Origin of the sequence: Kordiimonas sp. SCSIO 12603 (genome assembly GCF_024398035.1) — a bacterium.
Lineage (GTDB): Bacteria > Pseudomonadota > Alphaproteobacteria > Sphingomonadales > Kordiimonadaceae > Kordiimonas.
In genome coordinates this window covers 734,742-753,706 of sequence record NZ_CP073748.1, presented here as the reverse complement: position 1 = coordinate 753,706, position 18,965 = coordinate 734,742, and the positions used below count along the sequence as shown (strand labels likewise).

The window sequence follows — 18,965 nt, the reverse complement described above, 5'->3', positions numbered from 1 at the left end:
ACGCCTGCCATTCCAACGAACGGCCATAAGATTAATCTATCGCCAGCACAAGTTTACCCTTCACTTCTCCCGCTTCAAGCATGCGGTGAGCTTCCGCTACCTCCCTCAGTGGTAGAACTTGGATTTGTGGCTTCAGGACCCCGGTGTTTAAAAGCTCAAAAACACTTTTAAGGTCAGCGCTGAAGGCTTCCGGACGATTGAAGAAATAAGTGTAGATATCGGAAACACGAACCGCGATAGACTTACCAAAATGTCTGGTTAAATCTTCTTCAAATGTACCCTTTGGTGGACCAGCCAGAAAACCAAAGAGCACTGCTGTACCAAGAGGGGCAAGCATTTCCATATCCGCCTTCAGGCTTTCCCCGGAGATCGGATTAAGAGTAAGATCAACACCTCTTTCGTCCGTAATATCCCTTACACGATCAATCAGGTTCTCTGTGCGGTAATCTATAACGAAATCGGCGCCCTGCGCCTTCGCGTACTCAATTTTATCACTACTTACGGAAGCTATCACTTTCAAATCAAGATGCTTGGCGATATGAGTAACCATAGTTCCAACACCGCCCGCCGCGGCATGTACCAAAACACTTTGCCCACGCTTTGCTTGACCTAAATTCACAAGCATATGCCACGCGGTCATAGCGTTTACTGGAATTGATGCCGCACGCTCAAAGGAAATATCCTTATCCAGTTTAGTGATATAATGGCTACCGATAACCGAATATGAACCATAACCAGCAGCACCAATTGGGCCCATCCACGCAACTCGGTCACCAATCGTGAAGCCATCAACACCTGCACCAATCGCCTCGACAACACCTGCACCTTCAACACCTGGCACATGCGGTAAGTCGGGCATCATACCTTCAGGCATTTCACCGCGGCGAATGATTGTATCGATAAAATTTACGGCTGCTGTGTGATTACGCACCAACACTTCTCCAGTTCCAAGCGCTGGCACCGTTTTATCTTCACAAACTAAAACGTCGGGGCCACCTGTTTGTGGAATAGTTATTGAATATGCCATGTCGTATCTCCATTCGGCTTGTCTGGCGTAAACATGACATTTGCACAACAGTATGATAATAGACTATTTAGCACTTAATTATTCCAAAAATAGAATTATGATTTATAACGATCTTGCCCTCTTCATCAGTGTTGCCCGCACCGAAAATTTTGCCAAAGCAGCGACAGAACTGAATATTCCTCCCAGCCGAATGAGCAGGCGGATTGCTGATCTTGAAACACACCTTGGCATCAAGTTATTCGAACGCACCACACGACAAGTACGCCTTACAGAAGAGGGGCGAGCCTTGCTTGATCGCTGCCAGGCACCTATGGAAACTCTTGAAGGTATCAGTGGTTTTGGCGAAACACTGAAAGCACAAACTATTCGTATTACCGCAGCTTCACTCGCAGCCCGCAGAACAATAGCACCAAAACTGCTTACCTATATGAAAGCATACCCTCAGGTGAAGGTCGAGTTGATCACAGCCAACCAACGGCTAGACTTCATAAGAGATAACATCGATGTAGCTTTTAGGCTTGGCCCGCTGCCGGACAGTGATCTGATCGCAAGATATCTGTGGGATGTACCCTACAGTTTCTGCGCTAGCAGGGATTTTTTAAACAGTCGCAGCTTACCAACAAAAATCACAAAACAAACTATGCTAGACCAGCCCGCCATTGCTTCGGCATATGGATGGCTACTAGAAGGCGGCTCCCTTTTAAAGCCAAAGAAAATCAAACATATGTTTGATGATTTACAGCTTATAGAAATGACGGCCCGTGAACATATGGGGATCGCACTTTTGCCTGCTGATATGATTACAGATAATCTTGTAGCTCTCGACGTTTCAAACTGTAAACCAGCCCTTCGCACCATGCATATCGTCTACCCGGAAAAACGGCTTTTGCCGCAACGTGTACGTGACCTAATTAAACATTTCTCTGCGTAGTACCAAAGTACCCATATTAAATCATTGCACAAAATGTTTCGACTCGATACTTTGTGTGCAATTATGGAGATTGTGCATGGCTTTACCAAACCTCAAAACAACTATTGAAAACATCTTCGTTGGCGCCAAACAGGAGCTTTGGCCCGGTAAAGCACCTTCAGCCATTCACAAAACAGTCGCTTATGGCGCTCAGACCATCGAAACCAATGGCTTCATCGCCGATGAACAGGCCGACCTAACAGTACATGGCGGAGCAGACAAAGCTATTCATCATTATGCCGCAGACCATTATCCTTTCTGGTGCGATAATGGCCACCTGCCAGCAGCAGCAACACCTGCTGCATTCGGTGAAAATATCTCTACGCTCGGCCTCACTGAACAAGACGTATGTATTGGCGATATTTTTGAAATAGGAAGCGCTGTCGTGCAAATAAGCCAAGGCCGTCAGCCCTGCTGGAAGCTAAATGCCTACACCAACAACAAACAGATGACATCTCTATTTCTAAAAACAGGTTTCACAGGCTGGTACTACAGGGTTCTCACACCAGGCATGGCCGAAAAAGGGGATATGATGCATCTTACTGATCGGCCACAAGATGGTTGGACAGTGGAACGCGTTACCCGTGCGCGGCTTACCAAACAGGTATCAAAAGAAGATGCGCTTTATCTCGCAAAAATGCCAGAGCTCGCAGAAGGTTGGCGTACAGCATTTGCCAAGTTCGCTGAAGGAAACAAGGCGGAAGATACCAGTGCCCGCTTAAACGGCTAGATTATAGAAAAAGCCAGCTTAATAGCTGGCTTCTCCGTATCGTTTATCAGTCTTCGAACTTGATCTCATACCTTTGGGGCGGGGTGCCCCCCATCAGGTGTTTTACAAAGAAATCAAACCTTCGACGCTGGAAATAAGGTGAATCATCCAGAAAGTGTCCGTACCCCGGCACGATCAGGAATTCAAAATCCTTGTTCGCTGCGATCAGTTTATCAACAAGCTGAAGCGTTGCCATTGGGTTAACATTTTCATCCAGCTCGCCATGAGCAAGAAATAGTTTACCCTTCAGGTTTCCTGCAACTGTTAGGTTGCTATCCCGGTCGTAATGGCTACCCGCCGGGAACCCCATCCACTGCTCATTCCACACCGCTTTATCCGAGCGGTGATCATGGTTACCGGATGCTGCCACACCCACTTTATAAAAATCAGGCATTGTGAACATCACCCGCGCTGTATCATAGCCACCAGCCGAGAAACCATAAACACCTACTCGGTCAGCATCCATATAAGGGTATTTTTCTGCAAGCTGGCGGATAGCCACTTCATGGTCTTTATAACCTGTTTGCCCAAGGTTTTTATAAGCTTCTACGAGGAAAGCCTTTGAACGCTGGTTCGTGCCCCTGCCATCAATATGCACCACAATAAAACCAAGCTCCGCAATCGCCATTGCTTCGGTGCGCACACTGCGGCTGAAGGATTTGCGGGTCATCACATAATGAGGCCCTGTGTAGATGTTATCAATCACCGGGTAGCTTTTGTTCGGGTCAAAGTTACTTGGGCGGTAAATAGCCCCATAAATAGGTGTCTTACCGTCTGCCGCCACAGCTTCAAACGGCTCGGCCATCTGAAAGCCTGTTGCAAACAAAGCATCTGCCTGTGCGGTTTCCAGTTCCATTAAAATGGCACCATCAACACCGCTTCTTAGCACCGTACGTGTGGGTACATTCATCTCTGACATGTTATCCACAAAATAGGTGCCTGTCGGGGATACATCCACCCCGTGATCAAGTGCTTCTGGGGTCAGGAGTACAGGCTCACTGCCGTCACGGTCGGTGCGGTACAGATGCCTGTAATAGGGATCTCGGCCTGCTTCCTTGCCGCCCGCCACAAAATAGATGGAACCATCTTCTTCACCTAAGCGTGCGATGTAACGGTAACGCCAGTTACCACTTGTGATAGGTGTTACTTCATCAGTTTTAGGATCATAACGTACCAGATGCTGCCATCCATCAATAAAAGATGACCAGTAATGCTCCCCTGTTTCCTCAACCGGGTTCCACTGGTGGGCATAGTAATCAACAAAGTCATCCTGATTATCGTCAATCAACACTTTGCTGCTGCCATCATCCGCATCAATTGCGATCAACCGGATAGCTTTATAACCACGTTCCGGCTGGCGAATAACTGCTGTTTCGCTATCAGCATTCCAGTTAAAATAAGGACCGCCGTAATAAAGTACTGGAATGGGATCAAGCGCCATTTTCACCAGTGTATCTGTTTCAATATTAGCGATGTACGCATCTGCAAACGGAACTTTTTCTTCGCCAGACAAAGCATATACATAATCATACTGGTTTGGCCGTGTTCCTCCGCTCTTCGGACTTGATTCCACAAGCGTAAGCTTCCCTGCTTCACGTTTATCAATGCGGTAGAAAGCAACTTTCTTCGAGTCTGGCGACCAATAAACCGTTGTAAATTCATCTGGGTTGCTGATGCGGCCATTAATGAGGCTTCTTGGGTTAATCAGTGGCGCTGCATATCCAAAGCCTTCTATGCCATCTGTGGTAATTTGCTTTTCATCCCCTGTTTCAAGGTTCCGCAAAAACAGGTTTTCTTCTTTCCTGAACGCCAGCCATTTACCATCAGGCGATGTACCGCGCTCAGTAGAAGGGATATCGGATTTAACAAGTGAATAATCGGCAAGTGTAAGCCGCCAGTGGCTGCCCTGCATATTGAACTCAAGTGCATCATCTTGCACGTCAAGAGTGCTCAGCCCAAACTCAGACGCATCAACCTCAATATCATGCTGATCTTCAAAAGCTTGCTTTAAACGTTCATGATCAAATAACGAGCGACGAACCCCTTCTGCGGGGTCCACAAACATATAGTCATACCCCTCGGCTTGTTCGCGGATATACCAGAAACGGTCACTTTCCCCGATCCAGTTCGGCCGAATGCTTAAGCGGTATGCAAGCTTGCGAGAATTCTGTGGTAACAGTGCAGATGCCCGATCATAATCGGCGGATGTTAGCGCTGTCGGCACTTCCAAAGGCGTGTTGGTTTTCTGCTCATCCAGACATGCAGACAAGAACGCGCTTGCCAGCAGCGCGGCTATTAGTGGTGTTTTCATTTTTCCTCCCCCGTATCTCAGTGGCCGCTCCGTAGGCCAATAGACACGAGCTTACTCTGTGAGAAGGATGGAGGTTTCACAAGCAAGAAAAACCAGTCAAACAGGTAACAAAAACCAATGATTATAAACCAATGTATTTAGTGTACATTTCGCCGATATTGCCCCGGTAACAGGCTATATTGAATCCCGATAAGGAAAAAATTCCAACCCCTGAAACAATAAGCTTCCAGAGGCACCGTTCCCACGCCGATTAGTTATTATTTATCACTTTACATATCCACGAAACGATACATAATAACATAACTTTAATATATTGATGGGCGTGGACTTATGAAATTTGTGTTGATTTTACTGCTGCTTTTCAGTGGCATTACTCCCTCATTGGCAACAAGCCAAACCACCGAGAAAACAAGGGAACGCTTCATCATTCAAAGCGAGCTTTTAGGCGAACATAGAGAAATTCTCGTGCATCTTCCAAAAGGATATAACGCCTCAGCAAGATCTTATCCTGTTATCTATCTTACTGATGCCGAAGTGCATATGGACCATACAAGCGCTTCAGCTGATTTCCTTTACAACCAACATAAAATGCCAAAGTCCATTATTGTTGGGATTGTGAATACCGACCGCAACAGAGACCTAAGGCCAACTCCGATAAATGAACAAATCGGCCAAACACCAACGGGTGCTGATCTATTCCTTACCTTTCTGGAAAAGGAACTGATGGTGGAAATTAGCAAGCGATACCGCACTCTGCCCTATAAGGTGCTTTCCGGGACATCATTTGGCGGCCTTTTTACTATTCACAGCTTTGCCACCAAACCAGAACTCTTCAATGCTTATATTGCCGTAAGCCCATCTTTATGGTGGGATAACAAAGCTACTCTTAAGCACGCAGCTAAGACTATTAAAACCATTCCGATGCAGTTCGCGAATTTGGCTCCCAGACAGATCTATATCTCACTTTCAAATGAGCCTGATATGATGACAACCCCCTATGGGGAGCTGGTTAAGTTCCTCGCCGAGAGCAAGTTTGAAAAGCTTAAATCGTTTAACCGACGATTTCCGAATGAAAACCATAACAGTGGAGTTCTTATCAGCCAGTATAAAGGTTTTTCCGATATCTTTAATATTTGGGAAATTCCTGATGCACCTCAAACGCTGGAGGATTTACTCACCCGTTACGAAGCCATGTCCAAGCAGCTTGAAACTTCCATCATTTTGCCAGAGGACCGAGCAATCGGTTACGGCACATGGCTCTATTATCTAAATAGGCTCGATGAAGCTACTGAGATGTTTGAGTGGGTTATTAAAACATATCCCGGATCAGCAACTGGCTATCATAGCCTGGGCCTGACATATGAAAAAGTTGGCGAAATCAAAAAGGCTCTCAATAATTTTGAAACATCATTAAGTCTCAGTAAAATGAATGGCGATCCATTATCCGGCACCTATTCAGATAGCGTGGAAAGAGCATCAGCTTTACTAAAAGATAAAGAGCCAGCTGAATAGTTGGCCTTCTGTTTTGCATCAGCCAAACGGCATGTTCAGGTCTTTGGTGTGAACTTCGAGACTATCAGAAACACGCTCAAACACCGTCTCCTCAATCGTTTCTGAATAAACCATATAAACCGGCAGCGTGAGCACGGGTGCATCTTCCATAATATGCAACGTTCCTATGGCTATTTCATTTTGAATGGTACGGTATGGCAGATACCCCATTAACCCGGTTCGCAAGAGAAGGTTTTGCGCCAGCACACCCAAATTGGCTGACATTTTGGAATATGTAAAATCAGGAAAATGAAGTTTATGCTTACGCGCAAATTCACTCCCCCAATGCACATACATATAGCTCTCTTCATCAATGGAGCGTGGCTCAGGATTCCCGGAAACCAGTACAAACTTCTCTTCAAACAGTTTTTTTAATCTCAGCCCCTTATTAGTATAGGGCGTGTAAACGAGGCAAATATCCATAGTACCATTATGAAGTTTCTGAATAAGTGAACTAGCAGTACCGATACGAGCGTTAATCACTGTATTTGGAAGCTGGGACCGGATATCCATCAACCAATCCATCAAAAGTGGTTCCCACAAACCAAACCGCGCACCAATAGTGAGTGAAGGCGTGAGTTCTTCAGTTTGAACAACTTCTTTTTTTGCGTGATCCCAAAGCTGTACAATTGATTGCGCGTGCCGTTCAAACTTCTCGGCTGCCGCAGTTAAGGTTACGCCGGCTTTATTCCGGATAAAAAGCGTACACCCCAGTTGCTCCTCCAGGCTCTTTATTCTCGCGCTTACCGTAGACTGTGTGACAAACAATTTTTCAGCAGCCTTTTTAAAGTTCCTGAGTTCAACCACTGTGAGGAACGTTTTTGCCTGAGAAATATCCATATATCAGCCTCCTTAAATCGAAGATGTCGATAAAATGGATAAATCACATCATATTTTCAAATGATATATTGTTTGTGGCTACGCTTTCGCAGTTTTCCAGTTTGGTACTGCCTGCGGAAAAGGGGTAAATGGCGCAGCATAAAATAAGCCTTATGTAGCGGCGATTTCAAATGACGCACGGTATGTGCTGTCCATCTTCTTGAAACCATATCAAACAGAAATTGATCATACATATCTTCGCTATCATAATAGCGCTCAAAGGAAGGTGGATAGCTTACGTCCGTTAGGTTTTTATAATAAGAACGAGAAAGACTGCCAGCGACCTCTCGGAATTTCAAATGCCCTCCAAGAAGCAACCCCATTTTCCCGTTGCGCGCCACAATATGCTTTAAAACACGATACCAATAATCAATTCCTTCATTAAGACGTGCGGTTTCTGAAAAGCTCTCCTTAACTGCATATTTCCGAGCAACAAGAACGTTACTACCGCGCCCCATATTGAACCCTTCTGTTGTAGCAATAAGAAGCGGATCAAGCCCTAAAAACACATCCTCTGTGCAAGGGACAAAATAAGGCGAAACCCTTTCAAACTCGGGATATGTTTTACCAGAAGGGACCAATTCAATACCAATTGCGAGAATATCCCAGCGGTACATTTCCACTACCCTCACTGCTTTCTCAAGCAGTGGCGGTTCATAAACATCATCTGCATCAAGGAAAATAACATAATCGCCGGACGCAAACTTTAGGCCTTCATTACGCGCAAAACCCGGGCCTTTATTTTCATCAAGCTCGATAAAATGCACACGGGTTTCAGGCATTGTTTTAAAATATTTAAGAATGAATAATTTCGCTGTCTCCAGGCTGCCATCTGTACTGCAGTCATCAACGATAATAACCTCATCAGGATGGCGTTCTTGCGCCACAAGAGACGCAAGCGTTTCATCAATATAATCCACCTTATTATACAGGGGAATAATAACTGAAACCGTTGCCATCGCTATGCTGCCTGCACCGCGATATTTGCTGTAAGTGCGGCCATAACAGCCGCTTTTTTCGCCACATAATCACTGACAATTTCACTGAGATCATAGGCCGCCAAATCAATATCCATAGCATCTGCAAAATGCTCAACGGCATTAATCGCATGGAAAAAATGATCCTTTTCCGTTGGCCCACAATGCACTTGAATCCAGGCTAGGCTTTTCTCAATGCGCTTATCTTCCCAGCCATAATCATGCTTCAGCCATTTTCTGAATAACGGCAGGATGAACTCCACCTCACCGTGAGTATAGATTTCATGAGCAAGCGTGGTAAGCAGCCCTATCATCAGGTCGAATTTACGGAGGCTGTTTTTATCTTTCCAGCTTTTAAAGCTTCTGGCCTCAGGCAATAAATATGCTTTCAGCATCCAAGCGTCATCACCTGAAATTTCTGTTGCCATCCGGTAGAAGAGATCAGAATGCAGGATATGCCCCTTCACAGCCAGATCTTCATCAGTAATGCGGTTCAAGCTGGCAATGGCATCCAGCAACCTGCCTTTATCTGCAACAGGTTTATCTTCATGCACCAACAAACTTAAACGGTTACTCAGGCCAGAAACAGTGACTGCACTATTATTTGTCTGGCTCCAACTATGAAAGAATTTCCTGAAAGAATCTGGAGATTGCACATGCCCGGTAAAACTATGGAAAGACTGCTCAATAGTTTGGAAATATGGTTCTTGTGTTTTAAATGATTTTATCAGCTCTTGCTGAATATAACTGTTTTCAACCTGCCCCAATACAGGTTCAATAAATGACATCAACGTATGCATCTTTACCCCCCAATTTGATAAATTACTGCACCTCTTTAATGCACCCATAAATATCATAAAATTACACCTATAGTCGTGATTAAGATCACGACTATTACCTTAGGGTGCCTGACTGAGGAGCGCTCGGTCGGGGGTTTTTCAGCTTTCTTGAGTGGTAAATGTTTTTATATCGAATTTTCAAATGTTATTGTTTGATATTATTCGCTTTTCAAAACTTAAACCACCTGTAAGGTCATAGCTGCTTATTCAATCATATAAGGAAAGTGATCATGCACTATTCGTTTGAAAGCACACAATCGACAGCACGTGATACCATCGCCCGTGAAGAAAGCGTCGGCACACTTGAAGCAAAATTTGAATTACGAGTAGCTAAAATTGGCGAAGTCTTCAGAAAGCTTAATGAGCTATATCTTTCAACCAGTGTTACTGAACACCAAAAGCTGGTTGAACTATTTGAGCTTTCAAAACCAACGCTTGCTGCTGATATCCTTGAAGCCAAAAGCATGCTTATTAAGCTGGAAGCCATGCTGGAACAGAATGATAGCCTCGTATCGCAGCTCGATATCAAGTTTGAAGAAGGAAAAGTGGTACAGCTTGCCAGAGAGATTGAAAAATATGAAAGCCGCTTGCTGAACAGTAGCTGCGCGGAAGATCTTTTCAAACACTAGAATTATCACCCTTTTTCATATTCCTCGCAGTACCCTGATGAAAAAGGGTTGGGAAGCTGTCTCGCTTGCTTGATAGCTTCCCTTACACCTTAAGCAGCTTCACTGATTGCCATTCGCTGTGTCAGTGCATTCACAATGGCAGCCTGATGCCCGGAATATGCATCAAACACTTCATGGAACATATCCACATTCCAGGTTTTGCCAGATGCCGCTCCATAACTATTAATGGCTGTTTGAAGGTTCACTAAATGCAATGGGATAATGGTGGTAAGTTGGTGGTTAATCCATGCTAGACTTTCGTGAACTTGCTCTTCTTCCCACCCGTAATGGGCCTGCAACCAATCCCCCAATTTATCAATAATTGCCTGAAAAAGCCCTTGCATATGCACCATATGAACAAGCTCAGCCATTAACCCGAGCTCAATATCTTTTGCCACAACACAAATAGCATCACGCCACGCTTTAAATTCATGCACAGCAGCACACAAAGCATCTGGCTGGGCCCAGCTTTCCCCCGCACAAACAGTGTTTGCCATAGTTCTAAAAAGGCGGTGGTTGGTCATGGAACCATTTCGCGCATCATCCATGGAAGAATTCAGCTGGATAATGGCATCCAGTATATGGCTTTCTGCTTTACCGGTAGGCTGTTCATGAAGCACCATAGTAAGGCGGTTGGTAATGCCAGCTAATGCAAGGTCACTATTATAAAGCACACTCCAGCCATGGAGGAACACTTTAAGGACATCCAAATCCTGTTTGGAAACCGTGAGCGTATTATAACCATGTTCTATTTGGCGATAACTTTGCTTGTGAAGGATAAGGCGTTCTTTTATAGCCTGACGAATATGCGCAGATTCCACCTTATCGGATGCGATAATAATGGCTTCTAATATATCACACATAAAGTTCCCCTCTTGCGCATACAGGCACAAAACAACGAATTGTGGATACCATAGGTTCTAAGATTGTATCGTGACGCCCGTCACGCTTGTTAACCAAACATAAAACAGCGGCAAAAATGCCACTGCTTTATGTACACTGTTGTATTATATGGTTTATTTAGACTTTCGCCCGATTACAGAAAGAAGCCGCATAACCTCAGAAGAAGCATCATTGGCCTCTCGCACCGCCTGAATAGCGCCTTCTAAATCTCCTTGCTTATAAAGTTTTGCTGCCTGAATACCTCGCGCATGAACAAGCCGATGTGGTTCAAGAATTTCCCGCCATTCAGGTAAGTTTGTAAACCTCGGGTCAGTCTGGTTTTCATACCATTTCCCCATACGGCAACTACGGTGGTCTGCAAGTTCTGTTGGCTCAAGAATAGCTCGGCCTGCAAGCATCTGAGCCAGTTTTCGCATCCAGATCATATGATCAGATTTTGCTGCATAAACTGTTGCTGTTTTCCCGCCGCGGGCAACCAGATCATTGATGGCTTCCATAATTGGGGCTTCAGTTTCTTCAAGTACACCAATCACCTGTTCCACAGTGTTTACATTCTGGGTACTCATCCGAGCTATTGTGGTAACCCCGCTTGATACCTCCTGCGAAGCTTCAGATTGTTGGCCAAGAATATCGGTAATTTCCTGAATACGGCCATTTACCACATCAACCTGCTGGGAAATTCGCACCATTTCATCAGCAGATTTGGCAATAACCTGCTGGCCCTGTGACGCTTTATTTTCACCTTCCTGCATGCTTGAAACAATACCCGTCATTTCAGCTCTCAGGTTTTCAATTCGGTCACGGATATTCACGGTAGACGTAGCTGTCTGGTTCGCAAGATTTTTCACTTCTGAAGCAACAACCGCAAACCCTTTACCCGCTTCTCCTGCACGCGCAGCTTCAATCGTTGCATTCAGGGCCAAAAGGTTAGTTTGCTTGGCTATATCCTCGATTTCCTTAACAATCGTACCGATCTGTTCAGATGCGGCTGATAGTTGCTGTACCTTGCCAGCTGCTTCTTTTACGGCGGAACTTATTTCTTCCATCGTCTGCTTAGCATTCGTTGCGGCATCCATACCAGTTGCCGCACTTTCCGCAACGTAGCTTACTTCTTCTGCAGCCTGGGCGGACGAATCTGAAATATTATGGACAGATACTGCTAATTCTTCCACCGCTGCCGCAATGCTCTGCGACTGATAATCCACCTCACGGATTTCCCTCATCATTTCCGCAACACCAGAAACACCTTTGTTTGCGGTGATTGACATATCAACCGTACGTTCAAGGTTGCGCGCAACCCGTGCCACGTTGGTGTCTGCCAACTGCTTCAGCTTTCGTGTAATTGCACATGTACCTTCTGGCACTTCTGAAAAATTACCAGCTATCAATTTATCGATTGTGCTTTCAATGCTATGCAAATCAGCACCGCCTTGAAGAATTGATCCCTCCATACAACACCTCGTTCATATCTTTGCCCCCAATGCCTACAGTAGCGGCTGATAAACTTTGCAAAACCACTGCTTCCCTGTAGCTGCGGTTTGTTAAAACCAAGAAACACCCAACTAGAAATTGATTTGCATCAAATAAGGAAGACAAACAGAGCTAAATTTGTCTTTTGAGGTAACAGAATTGAGAATTCGGACCTAATCATGCCCTAAACCATAGTAACAATTTTGTTTTTCTGCTGGCGCCACCTTGATGCATCTCTTAGAAATTATGCCAAATAGTTTCATTGGGAGGACAACGTGAAACAGCTTATGAACGTGCTGAATGCCAGCACTATGCTAAAATCAGCCACGATCGCAGCAGGTATTTTCACTCTTGCAGCATGTGGGGATGCACAAACAAGCTCACAAAACAAAACACCAGCAGGGGCAGAAACAGCGGCGGATGTTAAATCTGATACACTTGTAGCTTACGAAACCTTCACGCTGGATAACGGTCTTAAAACCATTCTCCATATTGACCGTTCAGACCCGGTTGTTGCGGTTGCACTCACCGCCCATGTTGGTTCAGCGCGTGAGAAAGAAGGCCGCACTGGTTTTGCGCATCTTTTTGAGCATCTGCTGTTCCTTGAATCTGAAAACCTCGGCAAAGGTGGTCTTGATCAGATGAGCGCTCGTATCGGCGGGTCTGGTGCCAACGGTTCCACAAGCCGAGACCGCACCAATTATTTCCAGACAGTACCTAAAGACGCGCTTGAAAAAATGATCTGGGCAGAAGCGGATAAACTGGGCTGGTTCATTAATACTGTGACTGACCCTGTGCTCGCCAAAGAAAAGCAGGTTGTTAAAAACGAAAAACGTCAGAGCGTTGATAACCGCCCATACGGCCATTCACAGTATGTGACAGACAAAGCACTTTATCCGGAAGGCCACCCCTATAACTGGCAAGTAATCGGTTCCCTTGAAGACCTAGACGCGGCAACACTGGAAGATGTGAAAGAATTCTTCCGCCGCTGGTATGTGCCAAACAACGTAACACTTACCATCTCTGGTGATTTCGATGTTGAACAGGCCAAAGAATGGGTTGAGAAATATTTTGGTGAAATCCCACGCGGTGAGGATGTTGAAAAACAGCCAAGGCAACCTGGTGTGCTTCCTGAAACCAAGAGCTATTATTGGGAAGATAACTTTGCGCGCCTGCCGCAACTAACAATGACTTGGCCAACAGTGCCCGTTTATGATGCTGATAGCTACCCGCTTGCGGTTCTTAATAGCTTGCTGACGGAGGGCAAGGATGCTCCTCTTAACAAAGTGCTGATTGATGATAAGAAACTAACAAGCACACTCTTTATGTTCCCATACGAATCTGAAGTAGCTGGACAGATGACTTTGGGCGTACGCGCGAACCCGGGCACGAAACTGGATGATGTGAAAACAGCTATTGATGAGGCCTTTGCTAAATTTGAAGCAGACGGCATCAAAGACGCTGATCTGAACCGTATCAAAACGCAGGCCGAGGTAGATTTCTACAGTGGTATCCAAAGTGTGCTCGGTAAAGGTTTCCAGCTTGCACAGTATGATGTGTACCTTGGTGACCCAGGCTATATTGATACAGACCTTGCACGTATTAAAGGCGTAACCAAAGAAGACGTAATGCGGGTGTATAATAAATACATCAAAGGTCAGCCGTTTGTAGCCACAAGCTTTGTACCTAAAGGCCAGAAAGAACTTGCGCTTGCAGGTGCTGAACTGGCGAATGTGGTGGAAGAAAAAATCGTTCAGGGCGCAGAACAAGCTGTTGATCCGAACGTGGTTGCCACTTACGAAAAAACACCTTCCTCCTTCGACCGTTCCGTTGAACCGCCATATGGTGAAACACCTGTTGTTAAAGCACCAACACTTTGGGAAGCAGGCATGGATAACGGTCTGACGGTTTACGGCATTGAGGACCGTGAAATTCCGGTTGTTCAATTTGACCTGACAATTGAAGGTGGCCAGCTACTTGATACGTTTGAGAAAGCAGGCACTGCCAACCTTGTTGCAGAAATGATGAATAAAGGTACAGCTAACCGCACAACAGCAGAGCTTGAAAAAGCACTGCAATCCCTTGGTGCCTCCGTGAATATTTCTGCAGGTAGTGAAAGCATTCGTCTGCGCGGTGAAACTCTTTCCCGCAACTTTGATGCAGTGATGGCAATTGTCGCTGAGATGATGTTAGAGCCTCGCTGGGATGCTGAGGAGTTTGATCTGGCGAAATTGCGGATCGACAGCCAGCTGACACAGGCGAAATCAAACCCGAATGCAATCGCTGCTGAGGAATTTGGTAAGATTGTTTATGGGGAAAATAACATCCTGTCCCGCAACATCATGGGCTCCGCTGATACGCTTACAAACATCACACTTGATGATCTTAAAGCTTTCTACGCAGCAAACATTTCACCATCTGTTGCAAAACTACATGTGGTTGGTGCTGTAACAGACGCTGAAGTGAAAGCGGCAGCAGCACGTCTCGGCACTGATTGGGCGGCAAAAGAAGTAAGCATTCCAAGCTACGCAATGGCAGCTGATCCATCAGAATCCAAAGTATACTTCTATAACGTTCCTGGTGCGAAACAATCAGTTCTGCGCTTTGGTTACTCCGGCCCTAAAGCGGGTGACACTGAACTGTACCCAGCAACGGTAATGAACTATATCCTTGGCGGCGGCGGTTTCGCCTCTCGCCTCACACAAGAACTTCGTGAAGGCAAAGGCTATACTTACGGTATCCGCTCAGGGTTCCAAGGCAGTAAAACCAACGGCTTCTTCCAGATCGGTTCCGGTGTACGTTCAAATGTGACACTTGAAGCAACAGATTTGGTGAAAGATATTCTCACTAATTATGGTTCGACCTTCACAGATAAAGATCTGGGTGTAACCAAAAGCTTCCTTTCAAAAAGCCAGACACGTGCTTTTGAAACCCAAGGTGCAAAACTGGGCATGCTCCGCAGCATCAGCGTATTTGGCCTGCCATCGGATTATGCACAGCAGCGTGCTAATTATCTGGAAGGTGTAACAGTGGATGATATCCAGAAGCTGGCTACAGATTATATCCGCCCGCAAGCAATGCACTATGTGATTGTGGGTGATGCATCTACTCAGATGGAACGCCTTAAGGAGCTTGGTTTTGGTGATCCGGTTCTTCTGAACCCAACTTCTGAATAACCAAAGCTTTTTATAGAAAACACAGGAAGGCCGGGGTATCCCGGCCTTTTTTGTTGTGCTCAGCATAAAACCCCGTTAAACCCCGCCCCATGAATTTGCATACACTCAGTGAATATCATCCGCCGATGGAACCATATCTCGACGTTATCTACGCCGATGAGGATATCCTTGTGCTTAATAAACCGAGCGGCATCCTGACGGTACCGGGGCGGTATGAATATCTTTCTGATTGTCTGGCATCACGCGCCGCGGAAAAATACCCAACGGCTACTATTGTTCACCGCCTTGATATGGAAACATCTGGTGTGATTATCATGGCGCTTAATAAAGAAGCCCATGTACATATCAGCAAACAATTTGAGCGCAGGAAAACAGGTAAAACATATATTGCCCGCCTTTTTGGCCATCTTGACGGTGAAGAAGGTACGGTAGATGAACCGCTTATTTGCGATTGGCCAAATCGCCCGAAACAGATGGTATGTTATGAGCGTGGGAAAAAAGCAGTAACTCACTGGAAAGTGCTGGAACGGGAAGAAAAAGCCACCCGTGTTCAGTTCACACCTATTACAGGCCGTTCGCACCAACTGCGCGTTCACTCGCTGGTTCTGGGGCATGCTATTCTTGGTGATAATCTGTATGCGGAAGGTGAAGCCCATGATGGGGCAGATCGCCTGCAGCTGCATGCTAAAACATATACGCTCTTTCACCCGCGTACGGGTGAAGAAGTTACTTTTGAAGCACCAGAGCCTTTTTAATCTCGCCTAAGAAGGCAAGCCTTCAACGCTTTCAAGCGGGATTTCGATAGCTGTTTCACCAGCCTCAAGCATGTAGACAGTCGCGATCATAGCGATTTTGCCCATATCGTCGGTTACACTGCCAACATCTTTTGCATGCATGAAGCCCGCGAGAAGTGAAGCCGCCTGACCGTGATCCATATCAACCTGGTCCATCAAGCCCTTCACGATTTCATAATCGCCATCCTCAACATCAAACGTGCCGTGCAGGAATGTTTCACCGTTCTTCAAGACTGTTACATCAAGCTTACGCATGAGGAATCCTTTTCAATAAGTTTCGCGAGGGCTTTACCAAGCTTTATCAGAGTTGGAAAGCTCTTCCTGATCACTGCTCATAACTTCTTCAAGCTGGGCGCGCGTGCGTTTTGCATAATTGATCATGGATTTTTCATCTTCCATAAACTCGGCAGCACCCGCGATATTTTTTTCGTCATAGTGGCGGAAGCGAAGAACCGTTTGATGCGCTTCCCTCGCCCCGTAACCTAATTCCACAAGCGCAAGCTCCGCAATCTCAAGTGCGGAAGAGAAGGTCTCCCGTCTGCTTGCTTTCACCCCCGCCATCTTCAGGCGGTTCAAATCCATCCGGTTTCTGGCCCGCGCAAGAATAGGTAGTTCTGGGAAATAACGTTTCACCATAGCAGCAGTTTCTTGCACAGCGGTCTGATCATCCATCGCAAGAATAAGAAGCTTGGCTTTATCAGCCCCCGCAGATTCAAGAAGATCAATACGGGTGGCATCACCGTAAAACACTTTGAAATCATACTTGCGCAGGAACTCAATATGGTTTGGATCATGGTCGATAACTGTTACGGGGATTTTACGGGAGAGCATCACCCGTCCGGCAATTTGCCCGAACCTGCCATAGCCTGCGATAATCACATGGCCTTCATTCCGCTCGATATCACTTTCCTGCACCGTACTGATATTAAAGCGCGGCATGATGATTTTCTCATTAAGAAGCAGCAGGAACGGTGTAATGAACATTGATAGTGATGCAATAAGCACCAGTTCACTCGCAAATGTTACATCTACAATTCCCAGTGACTGGATAAGCGCCACCACCACAAAAGCAAACTCTCCACCTTGTGCCAGCAGAAGCGCGAATAACACACGGTCAGACCGCGTAAGCCCTGCCATTGTACCCAGATGGTAAATCACAATCCCTTTGAGCAGCATGAAACCAGCAACAACCGCGAGAATCACCAGTGGTCTGTCAAACAAGATCGATAGATCCACCGACATACCAACCGCCATAAAGAACAAGCCAAGAAGCAAGCCTTTAAACGGTTCGATATTCAATTCCAACTCGTGCCTGTATTCTGATTCTGCAAGCAGCACACCCGCAAGAAACGTCCCCAGCGCCATAGAAATATCTACCGCTTCCATTAAGAGGCCGGAACCGATAACCAGCAGAAGAGAAAACGCGGTGAATAACTCGCGAATTTTGGTTTCTGCAATCAGACGGAATACAGGCCGCAACAAATAACGACCGCCGATGATAAAGCCTACAAACACGCCAAATGTTTTGAGCACATCTTCATATGATGTTGGTTCAGCAGACGCGCCCATTCCAAGAAGCGGCACAAAAGCGAGGATGGGAATCACCGCCAAATCCTGAAAGAGCAGCACTGAGAAGGAAGACTGGCTCACGGTAGTGTTGGATAGCCCCCGTTCTTCAAGGGCCTGCATAGCGGTTGATGTAGAAGAAAGCGCCAGTGCCACTGCAGCCGCACACGCCACCGCGAAACCGTGCCCCATCATCATGCCTGCCGCCATCAAGACAGCAATACTGAGGGCCACCTGCGCCGTACCAAGACCAAAGATTGGCTTCCTGAGCTGCCATAATTTCGCGGGGTTTAACTCAAGCCCGATCAGGAACATCAGAAGCACCACCCCAAGTTCACTGAAATTCAGTGTTGGGTCTACTTCGTGAACAATATCAAAACCTTGTGGACCGATAATAATACCGGCAACCATATACCCAAGAACCGCCCCTAGCCCGAGCCGCTTGAAAAGCGGCACAGCAATAACCGCCACCCCAAGATAGATCACTGCCGTATGCAGGAAGTCAGACTGTAGTTCCATCAGTTCTGCCCTCTTCCCTTGCCAAGTTCATGAATAATTTTCTGATACTGCTGGCCCGCGATAGCCACCTCACCGGCGGACATATCTCCCACGCCTTGCACAATAAAATCTGGAAGCAGTTTCATTTTACAGAAAAGCCCGGTTTGTTTAAACGGCTGAAGATAGATATCAAGCGGTGCACCATGCCTGCCGCCCTCTTGGTAACTATCCTCAGTTCCCCCAGTTGTTACGCAGAGCATTAGTTCTTTCCCTGCAAGCTGGTTCGTGGCTCCGTAGGCAAAGCCGCCTGAGAGAACTCGGTCCATCCATTCTTTCAAAATAGCCGGACTACTGAACCAATAAATTGGAAACTGGAAAATAATGACATCGCTCTCAACAAGTAGCTGCTGTTCGGCATCTACATTAATGAACATGTTAGGATAAAGCTCATAAAGATCACGCACCACCACATGCTCGGCATACTGAACCGCCTGCAGCAGATATTTATTCACCTTGGATTTATTCGGCGCTGGATGTGCGTAAATGAGAGCAATTTTTTTAGTCACA

Annotated in this window: 16 protein-coding genes; 6 read left to right on the top strand and 10 right to left on the bottom strand. The window is 46.0% G+C overall.

All coding sequences use genetic code 11. The features are described 5' to 3' along the window. Window positions 1-31: 31 nt before the first annotated feature. Window positions 32-1,027 (bottom strand): zinc-binding dehydrogenase, encoded by a 996-nt coding sequence (locus tag KFE96_RS03470; RefSeq protein WP_255834618.1) that lies wholly within the window; start codon window positions 1,025-1,027, stop codon window positions 32-34. A gap of 97 nt (window positions 1,028-1,124) precedes the next feature. Between KFE96_RS03470 and KFE96_RS03465 the strand changes: the two genes are divergently transcribed. Together KFE96_RS03465 and KFE96_RS03460 are read left to right on the top strand one after the other, a co-directional pair. After that, window positions 1,125-1,958: a LysR family transcriptional regulator gene (locus KFE96_RS03465; RefSeq protein ID WP_255834617.1), complete on the top strand. Its 834-nt coding sequence runs from the start codon at window positions 1,125-1,127 to the stop codon at window positions 1,956-1,958. A 76-nt stretch (window positions 1,959-2,034) separates the two neighbouring features. After that, a complete protein-coding gene (locus KFE96_RS03460; protein ID WP_255834616.1) occupies window positions 2,035-2,727 on the top strand; it encodes an MOSC domain-containing protein in 693 nt (230 codons plus the stop codon). A 46-nt stretch (window positions 2,728-2,773) separates the two neighbouring features. Here the strand turns inward: KFE96_RS03460 and KFE96_RS03455 are convergent, their stop codons facing one another. After that, window positions 2,774-5,077, bottom strand: a complete 2,304-nt coding sequence (locus KFE96_RS03455) for a DPP IV N-terminal domain-containing protein (protein ID WP_255834615.1) — start codon at window positions 5,075-5,077, stop codon at window positions 2,774-2,776. Window positions 5,078-5,407: 330 nt separating this feature from the next. On the opposite strand from KFE96_RS03455, the gene KFE96_RS03450 reads away from it, so the two are divergent. Continuing rightward, a complete protein-coding gene (locus KFE96_RS03450) occupies window positions 5,408-6,589 on the top strand; it encodes an alpha/beta hydrolase-fold protein (protein WP_255834614.1) in 1,182 nt (393 codons plus the stop codon). A gap of 18 nt (window positions 6,590-6,607) precedes the next feature. Here KFE96_RS03450 and KFE96_RS03445 read toward each other — a convergent pair whose 3' ends face one another. Genes KFE96_RS03445 through KFE96_RS03435 form a run of 3 tightly spaced genes read right to left on the bottom strand, consistent with a single transcriptional unit; the run spans window position 6,608 to window position 9,284 of the window. Continuing rightward, on the bottom strand, window positions 6,608-7,468 hold the full coding sequence (locus KFE96_RS03445; RefSeq protein WP_255834613.1) for a LysR family transcriptional regulator: 861 nt from the start codon (window positions 7,466-7,468) through the stop codon (window positions 6,608-6,610). 56 nt (window positions 7,469-7,524) lie between these two features. Further along, the gene (locus tag KFE96_RS03440) at window positions 7,525-8,466 is read right to left on the bottom strand and encodes a glycosyltransferase family 2 protein (protein ID WP_255834612.1); all 942 of its coding nucleotides are present in this window, start codon (window positions 8,464-8,466) and stop codon (window positions 7,525-7,527) included. 2 nt (window positions 8,467-8,468) lie between these two features. Then, window positions 8,469-9,284 carry a hypothetical protein gene (locus KFE96_RS03435; protein WP_255834611.1) on the bottom strand — a complete coding sequence of 272 codons (816 nt, stop codon included), beginning with the start codon at window positions 9,282-9,284 and terminating at the stop codon, window positions 8,469-8,471. A gap of 269 nt (window positions 9,285-9,553) precedes the next feature. Between KFE96_RS03435 and KFE96_RS03430 the strand changes: the two genes are divergently transcribed. Further along, window positions 9,554-9,952 (top strand): hypothetical protein, encoded by a 399-nt coding sequence (locus tag KFE96_RS03430; protein WP_255834610.1) that lies wholly within the window; start codon window positions 9,554-9,556, stop codon window positions 9,950-9,952. Window positions 9,953-10,041: 89 nt separating this feature from the next. On the opposite strand, the gene KFE96_RS03425 is transcribed toward KFE96_RS03430, so the two are convergent. Then, window positions 10,042-10,854: a hypothetical protein gene (locus KFE96_RS03425; RefSeq protein ID WP_255834609.1), complete on the bottom strand. Its 813-nt coding sequence runs from the start codon at window positions 10,852-10,854 to the stop codon at window positions 10,042-10,044. Window positions 10,855-11,007: 153 nt separating this feature from the next. After that, window positions 11,008-12,345 carry a methyl-accepting chemotaxis protein gene (locus KFE96_RS03420; RefSeq protein WP_255834608.1) on the bottom strand — a complete coding sequence of 446 codons (1,338 nt, stop codon included), beginning with the start codon at window positions 12,343-12,345 and terminating at the stop codon, window positions 11,008-11,010. A gap of 330 nt (window positions 12,346-12,675) precedes the next feature. On the opposite strand from KFE96_RS03420, the gene KFE96_RS03415 reads away from it, so the two are divergent. Beyond that, window positions 12,676-15,540 (top strand): M16 family metallopeptidase, encoded by a 2,865-nt coding sequence (locus tag KFE96_RS03415; RefSeq protein ID WP_370650556.1) that lies wholly within the window; start codon window positions 12,676-12,678, stop codon window positions 15,538-15,540. Between the two features lie 89 nt (window positions 15,541-15,629). Then, window positions 15,630-16,295 (top strand): RluA family pseudouridine synthase, encoded by a 666-nt coding sequence (locus tag KFE96_RS03410; RefSeq protein ID WP_255834606.1) that lies wholly within the window; start codon window positions 15,630-15,632, stop codon window positions 16,293-16,295. A 6-nt stretch (window positions 16,296-16,301) separates the two neighbouring features. Here the strand turns inward: KFE96_RS03410 and KFE96_RS03405 are convergent, their stop codons facing one another. Genes KFE96_RS03405 through KFE96_RS03395 form a run of 3 tightly spaced genes read right to left on the bottom strand, consistent with a single transcriptional unit; the run spans window position 16,302 to window position 18,964 of the window. Then, window positions 16,302-16,589 (bottom strand): hypothetical protein, encoded by a 288-nt coding sequence (locus tag KFE96_RS03405; protein ID WP_255834605.1) that lies wholly within the window; start codon window positions 16,587-16,589, stop codon window positions 16,302-16,304. A gap of 33 nt (window positions 16,590-16,622) precedes the next feature. Continuing rightward, window positions 16,623-18,419, bottom strand: coding sequence for a monovalent cation:proton antiporter-2 (CPA2) family protein (locus tag KFE96_RS03400; RefSeq protein WP_255834604.1), 1,797 nt, complete (start codon window positions 18,417-18,419; stop codon window positions 16,623-16,625). Beyond that, window positions 18,419-18,964 (bottom strand): NAD(P)H-dependent oxidoreductase, encoded by a 546-nt coding sequence (locus KFE96_RS03395; protein ID WP_255834603.1) that lies wholly within the window; start codon window positions 18,962-18,964, stop codon window positions 18,419-18,421. Before KFE96_RS03395 ends, KFE96_RS03400 begins: the two co-directional genes overlap by 1 nt. Between the last annotated feature and the right edge of the window lies 1 nt (window position 18,965).

What these genes read in the sequence shown, in the direction of transcription:
- KFE96_RS03420 (WP_255834608.1), bottom strand. Translation starts at nt 12,345, where the DNA reads ATGGAGGGATCAATTCTTCAAGGCGGTGCTGATTTGCATAGCATTGAA.
- KFE96_RS03410 (WP_255834606.1), top strand. Translation starts at nt 15,630, where the DNA reads ATGAATTTGCATACACTCAGTGAATATCATCCGCCGATGGAACCATAT.
- KFE96_RS03455 (WP_255834615.1), bottom strand. Translation starts at nt 5,077, where the DNA reads ATGAAAACACCACTAATAGCCGCGCTGCTGGCAAGCGCGTTCTTGTCT.
- KFE96_RS03415 (WP_370650556.1), top strand. Translation starts at nt 12,676, where the DNA reads ATGCTAAAATCAGCCACGATCGCAGCAGGTATTTTCACTCTTGCAGCA.
- KFE96_RS03470 (WP_255834618.1), bottom strand. Translation starts at nt 1,027, where the DNA reads ATGGCATATTCAATAACTATTCCACAAACAGGTGGCCCCGACGTTTTA.
- KFE96_RS03465 (WP_255834617.1), top strand. Translation starts at nt 1,125, where the DNA reads ATGATTTATAACGATCTTGCCCTCTTCATCAGTGTTGCCCGCACCGAA.
- KFE96_RS03430 (WP_255834610.1), top strand. Translation starts at nt 9,554, where the DNA reads ATGCACTATTCGTTTGAAAGCACACAATCGACAGCACGTGATACCATC.
- KFE96_RS03440 (WP_255834612.1), bottom strand. Translation starts at nt 8,466, where the DNA reads ATGGCAACGGTTTCAGTTATTATTCCCCTGTATAATAAGGTGGATTAT.
- KFE96_RS03425 (WP_255834609.1), bottom strand. Translation starts at nt 10,854, where the DNA reads ATGTGTGATATATTAGAAGCCATTATTATCGCATCCGATAAGGTGGAA.
- KFE96_RS03400 (WP_255834604.1), bottom strand. Translation starts at nt 18,419, where the DNA reads ATGGAACTACAGTCTGACTTCCTGCATACGGCAGTGATCTATCTTGGG.
- KFE96_RS03435 (WP_255834611.1), bottom strand. Translation starts at nt 9,284, where the DNA reads ATGCATACGTTGATGTCATTTATTGAACCTGTATTGGGGCAGGTTGAA.
- KFE96_RS03460 (WP_255834616.1), top strand. Translation starts at nt 2,035, where the DNA reads ATGGCTTTACCAAACCTCAAAACAACTATTGAAAACATCTTCGTTGGC.
- KFE96_RS03450 (WP_255834614.1), top strand. Translation starts at nt 5,408, where the DNA reads ATGAAATTTGTGTTGATTTTACTGCTGCTTTTCAGTGGCATTACTCCC.
- KFE96_RS03445 (WP_255834613.1), bottom strand. Translation starts at nt 7,468, where the DNA reads ATGGATATTTCTCAGGCAAAAACGTTCCTCACAGTGGTTGAACTCAGG.
- KFE96_RS03405 (WP_255834605.1), bottom strand. Translation starts at nt 16,589, where the DNA reads ATGCGTAAGCTTGATGTAACAGTCTTGAAGAACGGTGAAACATTCCTG.